Genomic DNA, 18,517 nt, shown 5'->3' on the forward strand with positions numbered 1-18,517 from the left:
GGAGGTCCGAACCGACGGAGGCGAGAGCGCGTCACCGATTCTCGATGCGCGCTCTCGCCTCCGCATTGAGTGCACGCACGTGACCGGACGGTGCCTCGTCACCGGACCCGGACGGCGTGAGCGGAATTCGCCGTGTCGTTCCCGGCGCCAACGAGAACCAATTGTCCTGCGGCAGCCATCCGTCCATGTCCAGGCACACGTACTGTGCCGCGAAACGTGTGCTCACCTCCACGTGTCGCCGGCCGGCATCGTCGATGTCCGCGGTCGCTGCGAGTCCGATGTCGTTCTGCCGCGGCACCATCGGACCACCCACGAGATGCACACTCTCTGCGACGAGCCCTGTCGTGCCGTCGGAGAGGGTCGCACGGATCGCGTCGAAGGTGCGTGCCCCGAAGCGATGCACATGGGTGGCGTCAGTGAAACGACCCACCATCTCGTCTGCGCTCACGACGACACTCCCGCGCGCCGGAACCGTGATCTCGCGGTGCCCCTCCGCTGCCACGACCCCGCTGCGAGTGTGCGCCGAGACGGACAACGTGAGGGCACGCGCAGACTCGCTGTCGTTCACGGCCTCGAGTCGCAGCCCGTCCATCCCCTCGTCCGTCATCAGGATGGTCACCGGCCGGGCCGCGCGCGCCAGAGCCCACCACGGGGCCTTGGGACGACCGGCCACGTCCGTCAGTCCCCATCCCGCGCCGGGCGCAGTGTCGCGGTACGTCAGTACGAGGGCCCCGTGGCACTGCGACGCCGAGCCGCGCCAGAACTCGTACGCGGCGCTCACCGCCTCACAGATCGCCGCACGCCCGAAGTCCAGGTACAACTCCGGATCGTCGCGACGAATCGAGGCTGGATCCACACCGAACACCGCGCGCACGTAGTGGTCTCGGACATCCTCGAAGTCCCACGACGATCCGCGGTCGCGCGGGACCGCGGCCTTCCAGACCGGATGATGCCCGGCGACGGCCGCCGATCCGAACATGTCGTCGACTGCACGACGCTCGGGTGGCACGGAGAACGCGAGTGATTCGGCGGCGAAGCGCACCCCCGCCCGGCGCAGATCCGACAGCGGTTGCAGGTAGCCACCGACGCCGAAGTAGTGCGACACGCCGCTTCCCACGTGGGTGGCCAGCGGACCCCCGTACGGAGTGGACGGCACGTACGCCAGCTCCGGTCGCTCGTCCGTCACGATGCCGGGAACCACGTCGTCCAGTAGCGCCATGACGAAGTCCGGGGCCTCGAGACCCACCATCGTCGGCTGCTGATGCGTCTCGCTGCCGCCGCTGAGCACCGCCAGTGACGGATGATGCGAGGTCGACCGGAGGAGGTGTCGCACTTCCTCCGTCACCAGTTCGGTGAACTCGTCCGTCTCCGGTGGGTCGATGGTGGTCACCATCAGGTCCTGCCACACCAGGATGCCGCGGCGTGAACACGCGTCGAAGAAGGCGTCGTCCTCGTAGACCATCGTGCCCGTGCAGCGGAGCATGTTCAGCCCTGCCGCCACCACGGAGTCCAGGGCGGCCTCGAGCGTCGTGGGATCGTTCTGCAGACTGCGGACGTCGAGCGGCACCCAGCACGCGCCGCGACAGAAGACCGCCACACCGTTGACCGTCAGCTCCCCGGATCCGACATCGAAGGCGACTGAGCGGAAACCTGTGCGACACAGCATCTCACCGTCGACCCGCACCTCGTACAGATGCGACTCACCGTGCGTGTGCGGCCACCACGGTGTCACCCCGTCGACCGGGAACGTCGTGTCGACCGCTCCGTCGGCACCTGCAGTGACCGATCCGGTCGTGTCCGCGACGGACACCGAGAAGCGTTCGCCTGGTCGTGCGGTTCCGCGTACGCGGAGGACGGCGCCGTCCTGGACGAGGGTGCCGGTCACCCGCAACGCTCGTCGGTCCGGGTCGGTGACGTGGACCGCTCGCCACGGCCCGACCGGTGCGGGCGCACCCACGAACACGGGCGCCCGTCCGAGCGCCGACGCCCTGATCCAGCGCAGAGACTGCCGATCCAGCATCGACGACCGCCACCGGGCACGGGGCCGCCGTGGAGTGCTCACAGCGTCGAGAGCTCGGAACGCCAGATCGAGGCGCACGGATCGAGCTGCCTCACAGCGGATCTCGACGTCCACCGGTACGAACATCGACTCGCTCCGGACATGGAGCTGGCCGTCCACCCACACCTCGGCACGCGTCGCGAGACCGTCGAACGTGATCAGGGTCGTCCCGGCCGGGAGGTCGACGGTCGTGCCGTACCACCAGTCGCGAGCGTCGAGCACCGCGTCGACCTCGGGCCCCAGAGCGGATGCGACCGTACCCGGGACCACGGCGGGAGTGGGATCGCCGAGCACGGCGGACGGTGCCTCGAACGCACCTGCGGCCGAGCCGATCACGGTCCAGGAGCTCGACGCGACAGGGTCGTACCGCGCCTCAGGCATGTAGCGCGGAGGCCAGCGTGTCGGTGGCGTACTGCCACGACTGCGCCATCTCGTGCAGCGCGCCGGTCACGTCCACCGCGCGCCCCCGAGCGGCGCGCGCCATCTTGAACTGCACCGACTTCGCCCCGGTGGCGACGTCGAGGAACGGAGCCACGGCGGCATCGCTGCCGGCCACGCCTCGGGACTCGAGGTACCGAGCGAGGTCGGCGCCGAGTTCTGCCGTGAATCCGCACTGGCGCAGGGTTCCGAACGACCAGAGGTGGAACTGCTCGGGACCGGCCTGCTGGATCCACGGAATGTCCGCCTGCACGCGGTCACCGAGAGCCGCGACAGGATTCCGGCGGGGCCGACGCGCGACGTGGGACCGTGCGACCGCGAGATCGATGTCGTCGTGAGTGGCGCCGAGTGCCAAGCGATCCCGGTCGATGCCGATGCGTTCGATGTAGGGCGGCAACGGAACCGGGGCATCGAGCGACAGGACGCGACGGAAGTCCTCGCCCTGCACGACGTGGTAACCACTGTTGTGGAAGTACTCCATGCGCTCCACATCGGTGTCGACGACGACCGGAACGATGGTCGTCTTGGAACTCTCGATGTGATAGTTGATGCCGTCCGTGTCCGGCAGGAAGTAGGAGTCCACCTCCACCGTGCAGAGGACACCGTCCTCGAGGTTCTCGACGATGTGCTGCCAGAACGGCTTCCAGACATTCATCTCATCGATGCGAATTCCGAGGAGAGCGCGCATGTCCTCGGGCTGAAACTTGACGAAGTCCCACTGCCGACCGTCGAAGTCCGTACTCAGGACCACGGCCATGGCAGGAATCGGATCCGCCTTCAGCGCGTGCACCAGCTCGATCCACAGATCGACGTAACAGTTGGTCTGAGACCAGATCCGATCACCGCGATGAACGGGATGCGGAACGTGCTGCGCTGCGTCCGCGCCCAACGAGGCGGACATCGAGGAAGGCGTGGTGGTACCGGTCATCGGCGATCTCCTGAGGTGGTCGCTGCACTCTAGCCGCTCAGAACCCCGGAATGGGCAGCTGATCGAAGATCGGCGGGACCGTGAGTTCGAAGGGATTCGTACGTGTGGTCGGCGTCGGGACCTGCACCGCGGCGCTCGGGGCGGCCGATTCCGTGGTGGGGTCGAGAGGCGGGTCGACGGTGGGGATCCGCGTGGAGGTCCGCGGCGGGACGTACGCGGGCTCCTCCTCGTCGTCGATCAGGGGCTGTGTGGTCGTCGGCTCGGTGGTGGTCGTGGTGATGCGCGGAGCGGGCGTGGTCGTGGTGGGCTCCGTCGTCGTCGTGGTGACGGCCGGAACGGCGTCGGCGACAGTGGCGGGCGCGGCCTCGACCTCGACGCCGGGGCGAACCACGGCCCACAGCACACCGCTGGCCACGGCGAGGACGGTCAGCACCATCGCGGCAGCGCGGGGAAGGCGCATCGAGGACGGTGTCGAAGGCGGCGTCTCCCCACCCTCGGCCGGCGGATCCAGGGTCCCTATAGGAGACGCGGGGCGGTCGGCGACGGCGTGGAACGGACGGGTCGGCGAATCGTAAGGGCTGCCCGCAGGTGCCGACGGGACCGTGGAGACCACGTCGTCGACGATGTGGGCGAGTTCGATGGCCTCGGTATCGACGCTGTCCGATTCCGATCGAGAGAACGGCAACGGCTCGAGGACTCCGTCGACCGTGTCGGTCTCCTCGCGCGACGACCCCGGGGTGAGGGGCTGCTCGAGCGACGACGACGACTGCCGTGCCGTTCCGGGCTCGATCGTCGGTGCATCCTCGCCCAACCACCCGGCGACGCTCAGCTCGGTGGTGTCGTCGGGTGACGGACCGAGCCCCGCCAGCAACCCGGCTCCCTTGGCGACCACCGCCTCGGGCTCGTCCGGGACGACGACCGGAACGCCGACACGGCTCTCGAGGGCATCGCGCAGAGCCGGCATACGCGCGGTCCCGCCGATCAACACGACGACGTCGACCGGGCGTCCGCACCGGTACGCAGCGTCCGTCACCATGTCGGCGCATGCCGCGATCGTCGCGCCCGAGAGTGCGTTCAGCTGGTCTCGGCTCATCAGTTCGATCGCACCGCCGGACGCACGCGCGAGCACGCTCGTCGACAGAGATTCCTTCACCGATCGAGCGAAGGTGACCAACTCCCGTTCAGCGTCCTCGGATCCGGGGCGATCGACGATCTGGGCGTCGAGCAGATGATCGACCACGATCCGATCCAGGGCTCGCCCGGCACCAGCGGAGGATCGTTCCGTCTCGGTGCGACGTCCGGCCTCGGTGTCGACGATGGTGACCGACGTGCCCGTCGCGCCGGCGTCCACGAGTGCGAGAGTCCGGTAACCGTCGGCCAGCCAAGCGAACTCGACGAAAGCGAGTGCCGCGCGCGTGTCGTCCACCACGGCGACGGTCGAGTCCCCGACCGCAGCGGACACCTCGGCCAGCCGACTTTCGGGAACCGCGACCGTGGCACGCACGCAGTCGCCGTCCGTCGGCAGAGAGCGAACAGCGTCTCGGACGTCACTCGCCGTCGGGCGTTCGACCGTGTCGACGACCCTCATCTCGAACGCGACCGTCCCGGCCTCTATCGCATCGGAATCCGTCCGCACGAGACGAAGCGCGGCGGCTCCCACACTGATCCCGTACACGGCAGTCATGCCTCAGCCTTTCCCTGTCACGAGATCGTGGTCCCTGCTCGGCCGACTTTCGACTGTGAACACCCCGCGGTTTCGGCCCGACAGTACCAATCCGGGCATGGGAGGACCAGCGCGGACCGGCGACGACGTGCCGTGCGGCACCCGATTGCCGGTGACGTCCGCGGAATAATGAAAGAAACATCGTCGTTCGGTATGTTTGATTGACGATAGAATACCGTCAGACTGCTTGGTCCAGGAGCGAAGGGCATACCGATGACTCGACACGCGTTCACCACGCACGAACCCGTGCGATCGTCGACCGACCACGTTTCCCGCCCTGTCGGCCTCACCGCGGTGCAGGCGACCTCGGCGCGACAGGCGAGCAGTCAGGCCGTCCGGACCGTCGACACGTGGTTCGGCCCACCCGAGAGCTCCCTGTTCGGGAGCATGCACATTCCTGTATCGGGGACGGCGCGCGGCGCGGTCGTCATCTGCTCGCCCATCGCGCGCGAGCACATCCCCACCTATCGCGGACTACGCCAACTCGCTCAGCTTCTCGGTCGAGCCGGCTTCCTCGTCCTACGATTCGACTACCGAGGGCTGGGCGATTCGGCGGGAATGCAGTCCGACCCCGAAGCGATGGACGGGTGGCTCGACAGCGTGCGCGAAGCTGTCGACCACGTTCGGTCCTGTGTCGACGCCCCGGTGTCCGTCGTCGGAGTTCGGGCGGGAGCACTCCTGGCATCTCAGGTCCTCCGGGACATCGAGCCACTCGCCTCCCTCGTCCTTCTGGACCCGGTGATCTCCGGCCGGCGCTACGTGCGGGAGCAGAGGGCTCAGTACAGCGTCATGGTCGGCGAGGACGTCGCTGCGGACGGGCGAGTCTCCTTCATCGGTGGGTCGTTCGCGCAGGACACCGTCGATCGACTCTCGTCCATGTCGCTCGACGGCGGCATCGCCGCCGCCGCTGCACCTCGTGTTCTCGCCGTGGTCCGGGAGGCGGACAGGACAGGAAAGGCGGTGACCGGACTCCTCGCTGCGTCGGGAGCGAGCTGCATCACCTCCTCTCGACTCGAGACCTTCGTCAACCCGCCCAGTTTCGTGTTCTCGGTTCCCACCACCGTCTTCTCCGAGATCGCGGAGTGGGTCTCCGTCGGAGCATCGGATGTTCGTGCCCCCGTCGACGTGGCGGTCCGACACGACGCCGCAGTGGGGCTCACCGCGGAGGGTGCGCCGGTGATCGAGACGATCGGGTACCGGGGACCGGACCGTCTCCTGTCCTTCGCCACTCAGGCGGCGGGCCACCGCGCGGAGGACGGGGTGGTCGTTCTGCACCAGACTGCCGCCGAGCACCGAATCGGTCCCGCTCGACTCTGGGTGGAGGGCGGTCGGTTGCTCGCGTCCCGCGGCGTGGGCGCGTTGCGCTACGACCGTCGCGGAACGGGCGACAGCGGTGACGTCGCGTCGGAGGAGTCGACGGCACCCACGTCGGCCGACGCGCGCGACGACGTCCGGCACGTGGCCGAGAGTGTGGAAGCACCGGCGCAGGCCACGGTGCACGCCGGCATCTGTTCCGGTTCGTGGCACTCGGCCTTCGCTGCCCGTGAGAACGGCGCCGCCGCGGTGGTCATGATGAACATGGCGAAGTGGTCGTTCCGCAACACGAGGGTGCCCATCAAGGCCGCACACGTCGACGCGCTGGATTCCGCGATGGTGACGAGACTGTTCCGCCTCGCCCGCGCAGTGCGGAACAGGGTGCACGCCGTGCGTGACACGCTGCCGGACCCGGGCTGGCGAGCGCTCGGTGCCATGGGGCTGGTCAACGCGCCCGAGGTCGTGCTCGGACCACTCGCCGCCAGCGGTGCGCGAACGGTCACGCTGTTGTCGCCCGAGGACACGGCGCTCTTCGAGGCCAGTCGCGGTCGTTCTGCTCTGCAGCGGCTCCGCCGACGCGGGCTGCGACCCGAGGTGGCGATCTTCGATCGTGGGGACCACTCGCTCTATCACCGTGATCTCCGAGAGACCATGTTCGAGCATCTTCTGACCGTCGTCGGCGACACCGTCGGCGGCGCTTCCCCCACCCCTTTCACCTCCGCGGCGCCGCTGGGCGCCGAGAAACTCTGATATGACACCCCGTTCCCACCGGACCCTCATGGTTCTCGCGCTCGCGATGCTCACCGCGACGACGGCCGCCTGCTCGTCCGAGGCGCCGGCCGCACCCGCAGCGCCTGTGCAACAACCACTCCCGACCCTGGACGGCGACACCGCCGCCCAACGGGGAACAGTGATCTCCTCCGAGCCGGTGGAGGACATCGATCCGTCGATCACGGCAGTGGGCGCAACGGCCACCCGCATCGTCTACTGGTCGACATCGGGCCTCGACGGCCGACCGACCGCAGTGTCGGGAATCGTCTTCACGCCGGATGCACCCGCTCCGAACGGATCCCGCCCCGTGGTCTCCTTCGGACACGGCACGACGGGCGTCACGGCGGACTGTGCACCGTCCGCTTATCCCGATCTTCTGGGATACGCGTCCACCATCGTCCCTCTCATGAAGCTGGGTTACGTGGCCGTCATGACGGACTACCAAGGGCTCGGATATCAGGGGCCGGGGTCCTCCCCCGTTCACCCCTACCTCGAACCGAACACGAGTGCGTACAACATGATCGACGGCGTGCGCGCAGCACGCGCAGAGACACCGGTGGCGTCCGACAAATGGGCTGCGATGGGTGTGTCGCAGGGCGGCCAGGCAGCGTGGTCAGCGGCCGAACTCGCCGACTTCTACGCCCCCGAACTGTCGTTCGTCGGCGCCGTCGCTCTCGCTCCCGCCCTGGACCTCACCGAGCAGGGAACCCTCGCGTCGTCACGCTTCATGACGCGTGACCAGCAGGTCGGGTTCCCCTTCCTCGTCTCGGGCCTCACCGCTGCCGTGCCGGACGCAGTGCCGCAGGACTATCTCCATGGCGTACTCGCACAGGATTCGTCCTCCTGGACGGCATGCATGGCCGACACCGCCGCTCTCGCCCGCCGCGCGGACAAGATCCAGTACATCAACCCCTCGGACACGGTTCCGTCGACGGCGGAGGCGGCCGACCGCCTCGAGAACTGGCTCGGCGACATCGAACTGCCGAGGCGATCAGCAGCTGGTCCCATCCTCGTCGTCAACGGCGATCAGGACGAGACCGTCAAACCACAGTGGGTGGCCGGTGCGATCGACAAGGCCTGTGCGATGGGCTACTCCGTCGATCACATCGTCCGTCAGGGCCAGGGTCACGACAATCTCGACCCCGGCGCGGAGACGGCGATCTGGTTCGAAGCACGGTTCCGCGGCGAACCGCCGGCAGCGGACGTGTGTGGCTGAGTCACTTCCTGCTGCTCGTGACCGTGTAGTCCAGCGTTTGTACGTACGGGTTCGCGACCACCTCCTGAGACGAGGAGACGGACTGCACCGTGGAACCGTTGCGCCGCATCACGACTCTGACGTTGCCGGGAGTCAGGGGCGCCGTGCAGACACCCACACCCGCCGGCACCGTGCACGTGGTGGTCGCTGAGCCCACGGTGATGCTCACCTGCGCGGGGGAGTTGCCGAACGAGAGCGCCTCCACCGTGTCTCGCGCAGGACTGCTGCCCTGCCGTAACGTCATGAGTCTCGTCTCGGGGAACGAGGGCCTGGCGGACGCGAGCTGGGTACGGTGCGACACGAACAGTCCGATTCTCCGGATCGCCGGGTAGCTGCCGTACTTGTATCGGACGAGGTAGTAGGCGCTGATGTCGAGTGGGCCCCAGGCGTGCCGCACCGACGGTGCGAAAGTGGCCCCCTCGCTGTAGTCGTTCCACGTGGTGAGCTGAACCCACTCGCTGTTCGTGGAGATGGCGATGTCCCAGGTGTTCCGGAGATTCGTCGTGTTCTGCGCTTCGTCGTAGATGCTCTGATTCGGCCGACTGTCCTGGAAGGACACCGGTTGCATCCAGATCTTGCCGAGCGAGCGGACTCTGTTGGCGATCGCCACCGGGGAGTACGGATTCGTGTTCGCCGTGGGGTTGAACGCAGGGTTGCGGCCACCCCAGTTCGACATGCCGTAACTGATCGATGCGAAGGCGTCGATGTTCGACGGGGCGTCGAGAAAGGTCGGAACGAACGCCACGGTGATGCCGTACCGGTTCCGCATCGACGTGAGGAAGCTCGACCACCAACTCGCCGGCTTGCGCTCGGCGTAGAACGGCGACACCACGAGGCGGCCGTCCGAAAGCTTGTACGTTCCCGGCAGTTTCGCGTACTGAGCCAACTCGTCGGCCATTCCGTCGGGCGTGAGTGCTCCGAGCTCACCGTTCATGTCGGGCATCAGCACCACGGAGAACTTCCCGCCCGTCTGACCCGCCACGTCGATCAGCTGACGCGTGACGGGTGCGATCGGATTGGCGCTCGACGACCTGACCAGGATGTCGACGGTGAATCCGTCGATGCCGCGACTGCGTGCGTCGCTGACTTCCTGCCGGAGATCCTGAATCTTCCAGTCGCTTCCACTACGGGGAGCCCGTGGAATCGGACGATCGCGGAGGAAACCTCCGTAGGCGGCATGCTTGTTGTTCTCACCGTTGGGATTCAGGTATTGAGTGGCGTAGTAGTCGGAGGCCGGTGCCGCATTGTCTATCGACACCGGATATGGAGGAAAGTAATGGGCGAATACTTTCTTCGGGCTCGCGGACGTAGGTATGTCGACGGGCATTGCCGGTGCCGAGTAGGCCGTCGCGATCACGTCTTGATCCGAGGTCGGTACGTGGTCCTCGGTCGGCAGTACGAGGCTGACCACTAGCATCGCAGTCGCAGCAACCAGCACGGTCGGTCGCATTCCGCGCGGCCATCGCCCGTCGAGACCTGCGCGGACGCTGTTCCGAACGGTTCGGTCACGCATCGTCGGAACCTGCGTCGAACAACCACGCCACTGTGCTCATGAAATGCAACTTAGCGCGCAGGAGCGCTGCGCATTAATGACACGCACATATTCGAAAAAGGCGCGAGTTCTTTTTTTCACCGCCTGCACGAGACGGCCATGCGGAACTAGCGCCGACTGGATACCGCGACGTAGTCAAGGGACTGCACGTCGGGCGAAGATTCGACGACGAACGGCGAATCCACACGAGCGACGTCATTTCCGTCGCGGTGGACGGTGACGGACACGTCGCCCGGAGCGAGTGCCGCTGTGCAGACCCCCACGCCCGCGGGGACCGTACAGGTCGTCTCCCCCGCAGATGTTCGGATGGTCACCGAGGCTTCGGATGTCGCGAACACGAGAGCTTCCACCTCGTCCGACGCCGGCGTACCACCGGAACGCAGGACCATCGGTGCCGCCTCGGCCGATCGAGTCGGTGCGCCGACCAGCTGCGTGCGATGGGTGAGGTAGACGGTGTCGCGCACGATCGCAGGCGGATCACCCGCCTTGAACCACCACAGCCAGTACTCGGAGATGTCGAGGAAGGACCACCCATGACGCACGCTCGGCGCGAACGACGTGCCTTCGCTGTAGTCGTTCCAGGTCACCAGTTGCACCCACTCGGCGTCACCGGCCATCGCGTTCTGCCAGGTCGCGCGGAGGTTCTCGGTGTTGGAGGCTTCGTCGAAGATCGATTGGCTCGGCCGAACGTCCTGCACGGACACGGGTGCCATCCACAGTTTGCCCAGTCTGTGCGCTTCCGAGGCCTGACCCAAGGGAGACTGTGGCCCGGCGTCGTCCGACGGATTGAAGGCAGGGTTTCTGGCACCCCACGACGACAATCCGTACGAGACTGACGAATACGCGGCGAGATCGGTGCTCGAGTCCACGAACACCGGAACGAGTGCGACCTTCTGACCGTGTCGGGTCGCCATCGCCGCGACGAAGTCTTCCCACCACTGCGGCGACTTCGCTTCCGCCCGGAACGGACTGATCACGATGGCACCGTCGACTCGGAAGGCCGACGGGTACAGCGCGAGCGCCGCCATCTCGTCCGCCAGCTCCACAGGTGAGAGATCAGCCAGCACCCCCGACATGTCGGGCATCAGCATGATCGAGAACGCCGGGTCGACCGCGTTCGCCGCCGCGAGCAGTGCAGCGGGTCGAGAGGCCACCGAGAACGACCCGGTCTCCATCGGCGCGAGTACATCGACAGAGAAGCCGTCTATTCCCGCCGAGACGGCCTGTCGCACTTCGTCCTGGAGATCCTGATTCACCCAGTCGACCTCGGGACGGGGCGCTCGCGGCAACGGTCGGTCGCGGAGGAAACCGCCGACGTCCGCATACTTCCCGTCCTCACCGGCCGGATCGAGATAGTGCGTCGCGTAGTAGTCCTCGGCGGGGTCGACATTGTCCAACGAGATCGGGTACGGCGGAAAGTAGTGAGCGAAGACCTTCTTGGGGGAATCGCTCTCGGCGGGGACGTCGAACGGCAGGGTCTGATCCGGTGTCGCGTCCGGCGCACCGACCACGGTCGCGCCGTCGAGCCCGGCCGGGCCGTCGACCGAGATCGCCGTCGAGCATGCCGACGACGACGCGGACAGGACGATCAGGGCGACGACGAGAAGACGCCGTCCGACCGGACGACGCCGTCCGGACACGAGGGAGCCGAGTGTCACCGCGATCTACCGCGTGCCCGCCCGGAAGCGGCGACCGGCTGACCGTTCGCTGCGCGGGATCGAGGTGCTCCACGACGCGTGATCTGCCGAGTGGTCGTGGTCTCGTCCTCGCTGCCGCTCTCGTCACGGGTGTCGTCCGGTCCGTCGCCGAGGGTGTCCGACGGCGCCTCGTCGCTCGACGACGCGGAGACATCGACATCCTGTTCGCCCGACGTGCTGACGACGTCCTTGTCGACGACATCTGCGGACCTGGGCGCGGGTGCCTCGGACGCCGCCGGGAGCGCTGCGCGGGGGAACGGGCGAGACGGGACGTGGCGCCGCACCGGGGCCGCCGGCGCCCACTCCATCGCGGACGGCACAGCACCGGCCTCCTCGGCGGTGACAGCCGGGAACGGATCGGTGATCGCGTCCTCGACCTCGCGATTCGCCGAGAAGCGGTCGTGATCGGAGACCCAGCGATCGTCGTCGCGGCGCTCCCGCGCCACCCCGTCGGCCGAACGGCGGACGTCGTCACGGACGACGTCGTCACGGCCGAACACACGATCGGCCGGGGTGTGGTGGTCGACCTCCGTTCGCCGGGTACGGCTCACAGCGACCGGCGACTGTTCCGGAATCGAGGTGTGAGAAGGGGCGACTCGTGTCGGCGCGTTCGACACGGTCGTCGCGGACGAACCCGTCTTCGCGACCAGCACCGTCCCGTACAGGGTGCCACCCGTCGACCGCAGGGCGCGCGCGGCAGTGGAGACCTGCGCGGCGGTCGATGCACCCTCCCGGACGACCACCACAGTTCCGTCCACGTCGTGCGACAGCACCGCAGCATCGGCATAGGCATCGGCGGCAGCGGCAGCGACGACGACGTGGTCGTAAGTGCGTGCGAGTTCGGCGAGAACGGTGCGCATCAGATTCGCGGCGATGTCCTCGCCGGGAGTGGACGACGCCGAACCGGCAGCGAGGAAGGACAGGCGTCCACCGGCAACGGTGGTCACCGCGTCCTCGACCATGATCGCACCCGCGAGCACATCGGTCAGACCGACGGCAGCATCCGGTGCTCCGACGTACCGGTGCAGTGACGCCTCGCGCAGATCTGCATCGACGAGCACCACCGTCCTCCCCGTCTCGGTGAGCAGAAGCGCCAGTGTCGCCGCCACCTCACGCGACGCCGCGGAATCACCGACACCGGTGACGACGAGCGACTCCTTCTGCTTGTCCGCGTCGACGAACTGCACGGTCGTCCGCAGCTTGCGCGCACTCTCGGTGTACCCGTCCGTCGAGTTCTCGGGCAGGCTGATGAGCGTCGAGCCGCGGGCCGAGTCGGCAGGCAATCGTCCCAGGACCGGTGCGCCCGCGGCCTCGGACAGCGCGTCGACAGACCTCACTCGCTTGTCGAGGCGGCGGCGCAGCCACACGACAGCGCCGGCGAGGGCACCGCCCGCCACGACGCCTGCAGCGAGATTCGTCGTGCTGCTCGGACTCGTCGGGGCAGCAGGGGCCTCGGCTGCCGTGATGACGGTGACCAACGAGCTGGGCTGGCCGCCGCCGGTCGGGTTCTCCAACTGGCCGACGAACTGCGCGAAGTTCGACGCGTAGGCGTTGGCGATGTCGGCGGCTCGCGTGGGACTGCCGTCCACCACGTCCACCTGCAGGAGCACGGTCTTCTCGACTGCGGCCGCGGTAACCTTGGACGCCAGCTCGCTCGGCGTCAGACCGAGCGAGAGGTCGTCGTTCACCTTGACGGCGAGGTCGTCGCCCGTGAACAACTGCGCGTACGTTCCTGCGCGCTGCTGGGAGAACAGGTCACCCTGATAGGCACCGGCCGAATCGCCCGCGGCGGGTGAACCGATGAAGAGCACCGTGCTCGCCGTGTAGGACTTCGGCATGGTGGCGGTGAGCATCAGCGCGAGTATCGCGCCGACGACTGCACCCAGCGGCACAGCCCAGACGAGCGTATTCACGCGAAGCTTCTTGATGAGTGTGCTCATCGGGTCACCGTTCCTGTCTGCACCGCGGTCGGCGCGTCCTGGTCGTCGTGCGGAGCGAGGTAGCCGAATCGTGCTCGGGTACCTCGGGAATGAGTGAGAACAGTGCCGGCGACATCCACGCCGACCGCTCGCATGTCTGCGACCGAGCGCACCAGATCGTCGATGGACGTCCTGCCGGCGGCGGCCGTCAACACCGTCGTGTCCGCGAGGCGAGCGACGGTGCGGGCATCGTCGAAGCGGCCGGCGTCGGGCGAGTCGACGAGAACGACGTCGTAGCGCGAGCGGAGGTCGTCCAGCAGTTCCGCGAAGCGTCGGTTCTCGAGAAGTCGTGCAGGTTCGGCCGGGTGCACCCCGCTCACGAGATGCGCGACACCGTCGACGGAGGTGAGTGCACGTGCGAGAGAGAGCTCCCCCAACACCACTCCGCTCACACCGCCGCTCGCGGCTTCCGGTCCCGTACTGCGGAAATCGGCGTCGACAATCACCGCCGATCGTCCTGCTCGTCTGTACGCGGCGCCCAGTCCCGCGACGGTGGCGGTACGTCCGACTCCGGATCCCGGTCCGGAGACCACCAGGACACCGGACGGCGCACGCCGCGCCAGGTAGTCGAGGTCGTACCGGAACTCGTCGAACGCCGCCTCGTCGGTGACGTGGGGAATGGTGGCGAGAACGGGGCGACCGGTCGCGGCGACGATCGTCTCGGCGTCGTCCACGGTTCGCCGTGACCGCTCGCGCACGACCATCGCCGACAGACCCAGGAGCAGACCCACCGTGACACCGGCGACGAGCGTGAGTGCCGTGTGGGGAGACGACGGTTCCGTCGGCACCGTCGCGCTGCCCACGGCCACGGGCTGCACGGTGGCCACGCGGAGGCCGGCTGGGGTCTCGAGAGTCTCGATGTCCTCCGTGAGCTGCTCCGCGGCTGCGACGGCCATGTCTCGCGCGGTGTCGGGTGACGCGTCACCGGCGGTGACGTCGAGCAGAACGGTGTCGGGGACCACCCGTACATCGAGATGCGCGGCGACCGCCGACGGCGACACCGAACCTCCGAGTCGCTCCGACACGCGCTGAGAGAAGTTCATGTCCTCGATCAGACGCACGTAGGTCTGCGCACGTTGCCGGGTGAACTCGTCACCCTGGTAGGGACTGGAATCCGAATTGCCCAGGGTCGTCGGACCGCCCCACCCGGGCGTACCGAGGAAGAGCTGCGACGTGGAGCGGTAGACGGTGTCGGACGTCAGGAGGATTCCGACGGCGACCAGTAGCCCGAGAAGCACTCCGGCGACGACGGTCGTCCAGCGCTTACCGACGGTGGCGGAGAACGAAGCGATGTTCACTGGGGTCCTTCCGGTGCGGTGAGGTCGCCGAGGCCGAGTTCGCGGAGATCGCGCTCGAGCACGCCCGCGAGATACGCGTTGCCGACCGCGTTGGGATGCACCCTGTCCTCGATCTGCATAGAGGGAATGTCGACGTTCGCGTACCACCCACGCGCGACAGGATCGAGGACCTGCCCGCCGACTTTCGCCGCGATCGCGTCGATGCCGGCGACGAGTTCGTCGTAGTTGTCGTACTTCTCGGGGGACATGAACGTGGGCACGATGATCACGATCCTCGCGTCCGGCCAGCCTTCGCGAAGATCCGAGACGTAGTCGTCGATCGCCCCGATGAGGACGTCGAACGGCACCTCGAGATCGTTTCGTCCGGCGTCGACGATGATCGCATCCGCGTCGAAGGTGGCCTTGTCGAAGTCGAGTCGGGCCGGAAGCCGGCTGGTGACGCCCTGGTACTCGGCGGCGCCGTCGTCGAGGAACCCGGTGCTGCCCTCGGCGTCCACGTTGCAGGCCCAGCCCATGCGCAGGCAGACGATGCGGGCGTAGGACGCGTTGTCGATCCTGCCCACACCCGCGGTGTAGCTGTCGCCCACCCAGAGCGCGGTGGTCGCTCGGCTAGGCACGAGGGAGGCCGACGTCGACGTCGACGTCGACGTCGCACTCGATTCGGTCCCGGACGGTTCAGCGGCGCCACGTGCGAAGAGCACGCCCGCTGCGGCCACGGTGACGATGGCGAGAAGTACGACGGCTCGGACGTCGCCGCGCCGAAGGGCCGACCGCGTCATGCCTTGTTCCTTCCGGTTCCGGTGACGAACAGGGCACACGCGATGATGACGAGAAGGTATGACATCGCCTGCAGCAGTGAGCCTCTGAGTAGAATGATGGCGTAGAACGGCAGAATGCAGGCCAGCACCGTCGGTGCGCGTGCCGTACGTAGCGAGATCTCGATACGGCGATCCTGCAGTCCCGCAACGAGGCCGAACAGCAGCATCCCGATCACGAGAATCGGGAACCCTCCGTTGATGTACAACTCGGCCCAGAGTGGCGCCGACAGATTGTCCACGGGGTAGTTCCGACTCTGCGCCAGGAGCACGCCCGTGTCGGGTGCCTTGTCGGCCCAGACGGACCGCGGCACCCAGAAGAAGAGCACGCCCAGGGCCTGGTCGCCTCCGGTGTCGCCGTTGTTCTGGACGTACAGCACCGTGTTGTTGATCTGCGCGAAAGCATCGTAATCCGGAGACGTCAACGACTCCAACGGATTCGATGTCTTGAACTGGGCGGACGAACTGTAGCGGAAGGCATCGGCCAGGGGGAAGACGAGCACGAGCGCGGCCACTGCCAGGATCGCGACGACGCGGAACCGGGCGCGGGTGGCGAACAGTCCGAACAGCGCTGCGACCGCGAGCGCCCCGGTGCCGAACAGGTAGCGCGCGTTGGAGATGGGATTGAGGGTGACGCACAGTGTCGCGCCCAGCAGGATGATGATCGGGAGGAACGCCCGTTCCTTCACCGTCATCGTGTCGTAGTACTTGACCACGGCGATGAACGCGACCAGCAGCGACATCATGGCACCCGCGGCGATGATGACCGCGGTGGTCGACTGTCCGAGCGATCCTTCCGCCTGCTCGGTCACGGCGGTGCGGCTCGTGAACAAGGTGCCGAGGCCGATGCGGCTGATGTAGTACGCGTTGAGAGCGAGCGCGACGACCGCCAGTGCCACCGCACGAAGCGGGTCGATACGTCCGGCTCCGCGCTCCCCGGTCACGATGGGCGGGAGCTTGGGCCACACCAGTCGCGCGACCAGGAGACCGACGCAGAAGAAGACCAGGCCGGTGACGACGATGACCATGGCCTTGATGTCCAGGGACGGATCGAGACGCGGCGTGGTGGGCGGGTTCTGCTCCAGTCGCAACTGAGCAAGAGGGGCCAGCCCCAGGAAGACGTAGGTGAACATCCAGAAGGACATCTCGATGAGGCGGCGACGGCCCTCACCGATGATCCAGGCGTAGCGGACTCCGGCGATCGTGGTCACGGCGAGGGCGCCCATCCACACCGGGCGATGCGGAGTGGGCGTGAAGCCGATGACGACGACGGGCACCAGCACGACCATGGACGCCGCCACCCAGCACGCCAGGAGCGGAGCACCGAGCCGGCCGCTCGACATCGTGGCGACGGTGGTGGGGCGCAGTCGGCGCGTGGACGGGGCGGTCATGACCGCGACTCCGCGTAGCCGCGGGCTGCCAGTGCGGTCGCAGGCACGGGGCGACGCTCTGCGGCGACCTGTCGAAGTTGCTTCCGGTACACCTCGACGACCAGACACACGGCCATCACGGTGGCCGACAGAGCGAGCCCGATCGCCACGCCGACAGCAGTGCGGAAGATCGCCGCTGCGCCCGTGCAGATGACGATGCCGAGCAGACTCTGCACGATGCGGTACTTCAGGAGTTCGGCGGACGCTCCACGCGACCGATAGAAGTTGTAGACGCCGGCGATCCAGCAGATCGCGGCGTACTCCAGTCCGAGGAACGGCAGCACCTGTGTCGCCTCGGCCCACGAATCACCCAGCAACAGGCGACCCAGGAACGAGGGGACGAACGGTGCCAGGAACCCGATGGTGGCGGCGAGGGCGGACGTGATCCACGCGGCGTAGCTCAGGGTGCGCCAGATCTGCTTGGCGCTGTGCCCTGCCCGCACGGCCTCGGGGATGACGATGAGAGGCAACGAACTGATGAGGACAGCGAAGGGCCCGAGGACGGTGACCGCGCCGCGCAGTGATGCGGCGGCGACGGTGCCGATGAAGATGGTGGAGACCGACACGATGAGGATCGCGGCGATCTGATCCACGCCGCTCTCGAAGGCGAAACGCGTTCGGTGCTGCCAGAATTCGACCCACCACGTCCGGAGGCCACGGAACGTCGGGCGAATACCCGTGCGCCAGGCGAGCTGCAGAAGGGCGAGTCCACCTGCGATGGACCAGAACCAGATCATCTCGGGGATGACCAGAGCGGTCGGCGAGATCCACGTCGTGACGAGTACTGCACCAGCACCCACTGCCCAGATCGCGTCGCTGACGAACGCCGATTCCGGTTCCCCCAGGGCCATGGAGACGAACCGCAGGACATCCTGTGCGAGCACGAGTGGAACGGCTGTCGCGTAGGCGATTCCGACCTGGGGCTCGTCGAGGGCGATGGACACCACGAGGGCGACGACACCGACCACCGCACCGAACAGGAGCGCCGAACCGAGACCGCGAGACCCTTCACGCAGGATGTCCTCACGCGACTCGCCGCTCATGAGCAACAACGGTGTGCCCAGGGCACCTCGGACGAGTCCGATGGCAGCGGTGACGATCGAGAAGACGAGGACCGCGGCACCGAATGCCTGGACCGAGGACGGACCGGCCATCGCGAAGAGAATGACAGCGTTGCTGACGCTGGAGAGGACCTGGTCCCCTGCGCTGGCGATCACCCGAAACTTGAGCCCAGCCATGTTGACACCGCCCCTCGACG

At 67.4% G+C, this 18,517-nt stretch carries 12 protein-coding genes; 2 read left to right on the plus strand and 10 right to left on the minus strand.

The window, feature by feature from the left end; all coding sequences use genetic code 11:
* Positions 1 to 31: 31 nt before the first annotated feature.
* From QE397_RS16900 to QE397_RS16910, 3 genes are read right to left on the minus strand one after another with little or no spacing between them, the layout of a single operon-like run.
* Positions 32 to 2,440: a hypothetical protein gene (locus tag QE397_RS16900; RefSeq protein ID WP_307096188.1), complete on the minus strand. Its 2,409-nt coding sequence runs from the start codon at positions 2,438 to 2,440 to the stop codon at positions 32 to 34.
* Complete coding sequence (locus QE397_RS16905) at positions 2,433 to 3,425, minus strand: DUF1839 family protein (RefSeq protein ID WP_261776461.1); 993 nt, start codon at positions 3,423 to 3,425, stop codon at positions 2,433 to 2,435. The genes QE397_RS16900 and QE397_RS16905 overlap by 8 nt, the downstream gene beginning before the upstream one ends.
* A gap of 37 nt (positions 3,426 to 3,462) precedes the next feature.
* On the minus strand, positions 3,463 to 5,109 hold the full coding sequence (locus QE397_RS16910) for an Hsp70 family protein (RefSeq protein ID WP_307096190.1): 1,647 nt from the start codon (positions 5,107 to 5,109) through the stop codon (positions 3,463 to 3,465).
* 252 nt (positions 5,110 to 5,361) lie between these two features.
* On the opposite strand from QE397_RS16910, the gene QE397_RS16915 reads away from it, so the two are divergent.
* Positions 5,362 to 7,212, plus strand: a complete 1,851-nt coding sequence (locus QE397_RS16915) for a serine aminopeptidase domain-containing protein (protein WP_307096192.1) — start codon at positions 5,362 to 5,364, stop codon at positions 7,210 to 7,212.
* Position 7,213: 1 nt separating this feature from the next.
* Complete coding sequence (locus QE397_RS16920; RefSeq protein ID WP_307096194.1) at positions 7,214 to 8,449, plus strand: lipase family protein; 1,236 nt, start codon at positions 7,214 to 7,216, stop codon at positions 8,447 to 8,449.
* A 1-nt stretch (position 8,450) separates the two neighbouring features.
* On the opposite strand, the gene QE397_RS16925 is transcribed toward QE397_RS16920, so the two are convergent.
* The 7 genes from QE397_RS16925 to QE397_RS16955 all read right to left on the minus strand — a co-directional run bounded on the left by QE397_RS16925 (position 8,451) and on the right by QE397_RS16955 (position 18,497).
* Positions 8,451 to 9,746 (minus strand): glycoside hydrolase family 71 protein, encoded by a 1,296-nt coding sequence (locus QE397_RS16925; RefSeq protein WP_307096196.1) that lies wholly within the window; start codon positions 9,744 to 9,746, stop codon positions 8,451 to 8,453.
* Between the two features lie 401 nt (positions 9,747 to 10,147).
* Positions 10,148 to 11,698, minus strand: coding sequence for a glycoside hydrolase family 71 protein (locus QE397_RS16930; protein ID WP_307096198.1), 1,551 nt, complete (start codon positions 11,696 to 11,698; stop codon positions 10,148 to 10,150).
* Positions 11,695 to 13,677, minus strand: coding sequence for a polysaccharide biosynthesis tyrosine autokinase (locus QE397_RS16935; RefSeq protein ID WP_307096200.1), 1,983 nt, complete (start codon positions 13,675 to 13,677; stop codon positions 11,695 to 11,697). Before QE397_RS16935 ends, QE397_RS16930 begins: the two co-directional genes overlap by 4 nt.
* Positions 13,674 to 15,014, minus strand: a complete 1,341-nt coding sequence (locus tag QE397_RS16940; RefSeq protein WP_222633046.1) for a polysaccharide biosynthesis tyrosine autokinase — start codon at positions 15,012 to 15,014, stop codon at positions 13,674 to 13,676. Before QE397_RS16940 ends, QE397_RS16935 begins: the two co-directional genes overlap by 4 nt.
* The gene (locus tag QE397_RS16945) at positions 15,011 to 15,793 is read right to left on the minus strand and encodes an SGNH/GDSL hydrolase family protein (RefSeq protein ID WP_307096203.1); all 783 of its coding nucleotides are present in this window, start codon (positions 15,791 to 15,793) and stop codon (positions 15,011 to 15,013) included. Before QE397_RS16945 ends, QE397_RS16940 begins: the two co-directional genes overlap by 4 nt.
* Positions 15,790 to 17,220, minus strand: a complete 1,431-nt coding sequence (locus tag QE397_RS16950; RefSeq protein WP_307096204.1) for an oligosaccharide repeat unit polymerase — start codon at positions 17,218 to 17,220, stop codon at positions 15,790 to 15,792. The genes QE397_RS16945 and QE397_RS16950 overlap by 4 nt, the downstream gene beginning before the upstream one ends.
* Positions 17,217 to 18,497, minus strand: coding sequence for a hypothetical protein (locus QE397_RS16955; protein ID WP_307096206.1), 1,281 nt, complete (start codon positions 18,495 to 18,497; stop codon positions 17,217 to 17,219). Before QE397_RS16955 ends, QE397_RS16950 begins: the two co-directional genes overlap by 4 nt.
* Positions 18,498 to 18,517: the final 20 nt, after the last annotated feature.

This window comes from Rhodococcus sp. SORGH_AS_0301 (genome assembly GCF_030818285.1).
Taxonomy (GTDB): Bacteria; Actinomycetota; Actinomycetes; order Mycobacteriales; family Mycobacteriaceae; genus Rhodococcoides.